At 62.1% G+C, this 5,145-nt stretch carries 3 protein-coding genes, 1 tRNA gene and 2 pseudogenes; 3 read left to right on the top strand and 3 right to left on the bottom strand.

What is annotated here, in order from left to right; all coding sequences use genetic code 11:
• Positions 1-187: pseudogene (locus tag HMPREF9463_RS11410) on the top strand (IS30 family transposase); the annotation flags it as partial.
• A gap of 677 nt (positions 188-864) precedes the next feature.
• Here the strand turns inward: HMPREF9463_RS11410 and HMPREF9463_RS08055 are convergent.
• Positions 865-2,019 (bottom strand): hypothetical protein, encoded by a 1,155-nt coding sequence (locus tag HMPREF9463_RS08055; protein WP_035138310.1) that lies wholly within the window; start codon positions 2,017-2,019, stop codon positions 865-867.
• Between the two features lie 402 nt (positions 2,020-2,421).
• Here HMPREF9463_RS08055 and HMPREF9463_RS08050 point away from each other — a divergent pair, with 402 nt between their 5' ends.
• Positions 2,422-3,531 (top strand): IS110 family RNA-guided transposase, encoded by a 1,110-nt coding sequence (locus tag HMPREF9463_RS08050; protein WP_035138307.1) that lies wholly within the window; start codon positions 2,422-2,424, stop codon positions 3,529-3,531.
• A gap of 451 nt (positions 3,532-3,982) precedes the next feature.
• On the opposite strand, the gene HMPREF9463_RS08045 is transcribed toward HMPREF9463_RS08050, so the two are convergent.
• Positions 3,983-4,057: transfer RNA gene (locus HMPREF9463_RS08045), tRNA-Val, on the bottom strand.
• Between the two features lie 138 nt (positions 4,058-4,195).
• Complete coding sequence (locus HMPREF9463_RS08040) at positions 4,196-4,630, bottom strand: DUF3825 domain-containing protein (protein WP_084591844.1); 435 nt, start codon at positions 4,628-4,630, stop codon at positions 4,196-4,198.
• 156 nt (positions 4,631-4,786) lie between these two features.
• On the opposite strand from HMPREF9463_RS08040, the pseudogene HMPREF9463_RS11190 reads away from it, so the two are divergent.
• A pseudogene (locus HMPREF9463_RS11190) lies at positions 4,787-5,145 on the top strand (IS21 family transposase); the annotation flags it as partial.

The raw sequence follows: 5,145 nt of genomic DNA, 5'->3' as shown, positions 1-5,145 counted from the left end.
CGAGCCGAGGGGGGCGCTCGGGTTCCTGACGCCGGCGCGCGTGCTGCGGATGGCCCTCGGGGAGGACGCCTCCGCCCTCATGGACGCGTTCGGGATAGAGGAGCTGGCGCCCGGCGAGCTCGACCTCACGCCCGGCTGCATCGAAAGGGCCAGGGCCGCGAGGGGCGAGGGGCCGCTGGCGGGATAGGCGGCGGGCCGGGACATGGGCCGGAGGGCCCGTTGCGCTGAGTCCGGAACGGCTGCGCGGCGGGCTGGCGGAGCATGCGGCGGCGGCATGGGGGCACCGGACTCCACAGCCCCTCCACCTGCGGAAACGAAGTGATGGCCAGGTGCCGGGAGCTATTTCCGCGTTGCGCTAGCTGCGGAAACGCGGGGTCCGTTCAGGCTGTTGCGTTGAGATTGAAAATCAACCGTGCGTGGAAAGGCGCGGGGCCGAAGGGACACACGATGCCCGAAATAGCCCGCGGGGCGCGCCCCGCGGGCAGCGGCAAGCCCGCCGCCCTCCTTCCCGGGGCGCGCATGTCGCCCCAGGTGCCGCCGGCCAGAACAAAGCAATCCGCGGTGCTTCCGCGGGAGGGTTTCGTCTGAGCCCCTCTCCGCGCCTTCGGGTCAATTTACTGAACCGTGCGCAGCTCGCGCCAGCTGGTCGCTTCATAAACGGACCGGTTTACTACGAGGATTCCCGGATTTCCGACCACACGCCTACATTCGCAAAACGGGCAGGCATTCTACCTGCGGTTTTACGAGCGACGAATTCGGTGTGCTCAGCTACCCCCAATCCAACGTAGTAAACCGGCGTGGTTTTAAAATGGCACTTAATTACTGGCAGCATATAAAGTAGTAATAATGCTCACTTGAACATTATTACTTACCAATACCAAGCCAATTGCACAGAACGTTGGCTCGCAATCTGGTCTCAGCGCATCTCATCGCCTCGGTTTTTGGTTTGTAGCGCAACTCCAATCGCTCACACACACTGTGAATGATGGCATCAAGCTGATCGTGATCATTGAGCATGTCATGGGTTACAAGAAATACGTCGTATCCCATGCTTTGTAATGCTGTCATTCGTGCGGCATCGTGGTCCAGCACGGCGCCTGAACCATGGATAACCTCTCCCTGAAGTTCGATAATCACAGCTTTCATTATTATTGGGTTTACGATGACGATATCGCCGTAACAGATTTTCTGACCTGCGATTTTTCGAGCTGAATTCGACAGCGGTGTTAAGTCGTTGACGTATATGTTTTTAAACTCCGCTCCGCCAGTACGCCTCGGAAGACTTAGCAACATGATTCCAGCAACTTCTAGCGGGGATGCCGCAATACCCATTACCTGCCGTGCGGCTTCGTAGAATTGTTTTCCCCACATCTCGCCCTTAACCTTCGCTGCAAATCTGTGCAGTTCTTCTATTTCAATAAGAGGCTTTCTCATCCAGAGCGATGTGCCTTTTCCGTTTGCTTTATTTCCGGATCCGTCATTCTGCTGCCCACTTTGATCATTCTCGCTGTCCTTCTGGCTCGCCCGAGCATAGACTCGCTTCCATGGGGCCTCGTCTTGGGTTTCATCTAGTTCAAAAAGACTTTCTGTGGTGTACTGCTCTTCTTCTGATTTTGCTTGCTCAAGTGCCATGTCGACCGCGGGCGATGGTTTAAAAACCGAAAACCATCCGCAGAGCTCGTACATGGCCAGAACCAGGTCGCATGAAGAAACGCTTCGAGTCATGGTAAATAGCGTATGAAGAGGGTCTGTGACGCTAAAGCCCATGCCCGTGTCGATCGAGACCTTCTCTGTATAGGCGCTGTTCCATCGGATGGTCCGTCTTGTCTCGGAATGTAGGTTGCTTCGAGTTGATGCTGCTGTGATGACTGGGGTCTTGAGGACGTCGGTTACGAAAGGGGCTTGGGATAGAGCTCGCCAGCCTTCTTCGGAGTTGGGTAGGCGCGGGTAGAGGTCGCGCACCTGCGGTGGGCAGCGCCAATAGCGGAATGCGGTGTTTGCGCAGACGATTTCGTCCATTTGCGCCTCCCCTGGTATCGGCCGTAGACCGTGCGGTTGTGGTCGTGGACGATTATCTACCGGGGCATCATGCGGGTAAGTACCGGAAGCTGACCAAACGCTGACCAAAAGCTTGACGAGTTCTGCCGAAAAACCGTCGTGTGATAGAAATCCGCTGGAAGGCGCTCTGGGCATGCGGTCCCTGTCTCCACATTTGCGCTCGAATCACATGGGGAGTTCAATGAAAATACGGATGTGTTTTATACAAAACATGCAATGGCGTCATCAAGACGATATGAGAAAGCCATTTGGGTCGCCTCCCCCGCGGCGCAGCTTCTTTCCGCGGGCTCGGGATGCCACAATGGGCTTTGAGTATCGGCCCGTGCGGTAGCCCTTACCGCACCTGCGGGGAGGAGGCTTCCCATGCCCCATGTTACCTCCATCGGCCTGGACGTCCACGCGCGATCGGTCGCCGCCGCGGCGTTCAACCCCTTCACCGGCGAGGTGGTGCACCGTGACTTCGGGACGGACGCCGCCGAGATCGCGGAGTGGGCCCTCGGGTTCGAGGAGCCCAGGGCCTGCTACGAGAGCGGCCCCACCGGCTTCCACATGGCGCGCGAGCTGCGCGCGCTCGGCCTCGACTGCGCCGTGGCCGCCGTCTCCAAGATGCAGAGGCCGGCGGCGGACGCGCGCCGCAAGAACGACCGGCGCGACGCCGAGTTCATCGCCCGCATGCTCGCCACCCACAACATCGTGGAGGTCCCGCTGCCCGATGCGGCCGTCGAGGCCGCCCGGGACCTCGACCGCGCCCTCGACGACGCCACGGCGGAGTGCCGCCGCGCCAGGCAGCGCCTCAACATGTTCCTGATCAGGCTGGGCCACGTCTGGGACGAGCGCAACGCCGACGGGGCGAGGAAGGGATCCTGGACGCGCGCCCACTGGAGGTGGATATCCGGGAGCAGGCTCGAGGGGCCCCAGCGCGACGTGCTCGAGTACTACGTCACGGCCGCGAGGTGCGCGGAGTCGGACCGCCGGCAGCTCGAGAAGAAGGTGCTCGCCCTCGCCCGGACCGACCGGTGGCGCCCGGCCGTCGAGGCGCTCTCCTGCATCAAGGGAATCGACACCCTGACGGCCTTCAGGCTCGCAGCCGAGGCGGGCTCCTTCACGAGGTTCCGGACGGCCCCGGCCTTCGCGAGCTGGTGCGGGCTGGTCCCGTCGGAGCGCTCGAGCGGCGAGACCGAGCGGCGCGGCGGGATAACCAAGACGGGCAACCGGCTCGCCAGGACGGCACTGGTGGAGTCGGCGTGGCACTACCTGACGTGCACGCCCCGCCCGAAGGCCCCGGCGCCCGGCGCGGACGTCCCCGCGGCGATCCGGCCGCGCGCCGACGACTGCACCGCCAGGCTCTGCCGCCGCCGCGAGGCGCTGGCGGCGGCGAGCAAGAGCTCGTGCAAGGCAAACGCCGCCGTCGCGCGCGAGCTCGCCTGCTGGGTCTGGGAGATCGGGTGCCGGGCGGAGGGGACCCTCGGCTGACCCCGTCGGACAACAAGCCTCCCGCCGGGAGGGCCCGCGCCTCGACGCATCGCCGGCGCGCGTTCACGAGCCCTTTTTGGGCAGCCCAAGGGCCGCGCCCGTGAACAAGACTGGTTTCGGACGAGCGCGCCGGACGGAGAATCGAAATGCGGTGGGGTGCGCGGACATACCGGGCTGACCGCCGGCAGCGCGCCCGCAAGAGCCCGCGGATATTAGCTTGCCAGGCAAGCGTCGACTAAACGTGCAGAGTGCGCGGGCCCTCCCGACGGGAAACGAAAAAGCCCGGTTTAAAACCGGGCTCGAACAAACACGCCTATTGACAATGGCTTTCTCATATTAAAAGGGCGCGAAAAAAATGACGCCTTATACGACTTCGATTCGATTTTGGTGTCGGCCTTGGTGTCAAAAAGAAAAAGGTCAGAGGCACAACACCTCTGACCTGTGCTTTAGATGGTGGGCGATACAAGATTCGAACTTGTGACCCCATCCGTGTGAAGGATATGCTCTACCCCTGAGCCAATCGCCCGTCGCCTTTCGGCAAAAGAGATACTATCATAGCCGCGCCTGGTTTACCAAGAACTTTTTGCCCACGATTTTAAATTCGTGGGTGCTAGCCAAGCCAAAGCAACCAAAGCAATCGGCAAACCCGCAGTTAAACCGCCCTTTATCGTTTAATCCACGAGGTCTCGGGGCGGCAGATAAGTCGTGCGTTGTTGTAGGCCATGTCGAGCGTGAGGCAGGTGCGCGCTGCGTAGAAGCCGTCCTCGCGCTGGATGGTCAGCGCCAGTTCGGGCTTGTCGCCGGTCAGGCACAGCGGCAAGAGCAGCTGGATCCGGGCGCCGTAGAACTGCGGCACCGCGAGCGTGTAGTTGGCTGCGGCGCGGCGGGCGGCCTCGACGACGGCTCCCTCAAAGGCACGGCGCAGCAGCAGCGAGTTGCCCTCCCCCATCAGGCTGGCGGGAATGCGCGTCAGGTTCTCCTCGTCGCCCAGAATATGGTCGATGTTGGAGCGGATGGGAAGGCGGTAGTCAAAGACTAGCTCGGAAGGGTCCTCGGCAAAGCGTACACGGCACGGCAGGTACTCAAATGAGACCAACATGGGGTCGCTTTCTTTAAAGTGTTAGCGCCGGGCGATTTTAGCCGCTAATAGTCAAACTATTTTGACCAATCCCGGTCACCGAATAATGGCCACCGTGCCTCCCCGCCGCCACTACGCTGGTGGTGCCAACACGCCGGCGTTAGGAGGACCATTGAGGTGAACGAGAGACACGATGACCTACAGGAGATTATAGACGCGGCGCTCCGGGAGATGGCCGCGGAGGAGGGCGACGGGTTCGACCCGCAGGCATGCAACCTCGCGGAGTTCTGCAGGAGGACGGGGCTCACCCGCTCCCGCGCGAGGACGGTCAGGGCACACGGGTTCAGGGCCCTGCCCCACGGGAACAGCGGGAGGAGGGCCGCGCCGGGCGTGCTCGCCGGCCACACCGGCCTGGTGGACGACCTCCTGCGGAAGGGCGTCACCAACTCGCAGGTGATATTCGAGCGGCTGCTCGGCCAGGGCTACGCCGGCGGCCTCACCACGGTGAAGACCTATATCGCCGCGCACCGGGACCT

Origin of the sequence: Collinsella sp. 4_8_47FAA, from assembly GCF_000763055.1 — a bacterium.
Taxonomy (GTDB): Bacteria; Actinomycetota; Coriobacteriia; order Coriobacteriales; family Coriobacteriaceae; genus Collinsella.
The sequence above is the reverse complement of the archived record's forward strand: the minus strand, read 5'-3'. Positions and strand labels throughout refer to the sequence as shown.

Bases quoted from the DNA above. Each gene is read 5' to 3' on its own strand.
- HMPREF9463_RS08055 (WP_035138310.1), bottom strand. From the start codon at position 2,019: ATGGACGAAATCGTCTGCGCAAACACCGCATTCCGCTATTGGCGCTGC.
- HMPREF9463_RS08050 (WP_035138307.1), top strand. From the start codon at position 2,422: ATGCCCCATGTTACCTCCATCGGCCTGGACGTCCACGCGCGATCGGTC.
- HMPREF9463_RS08040 (WP_084591844.1), bottom strand. From the start codon at position 4,630: ATGTTGGTCTCATTTGAGTACCTGCCGTGCCGTGTACGCTTTGCCGAG.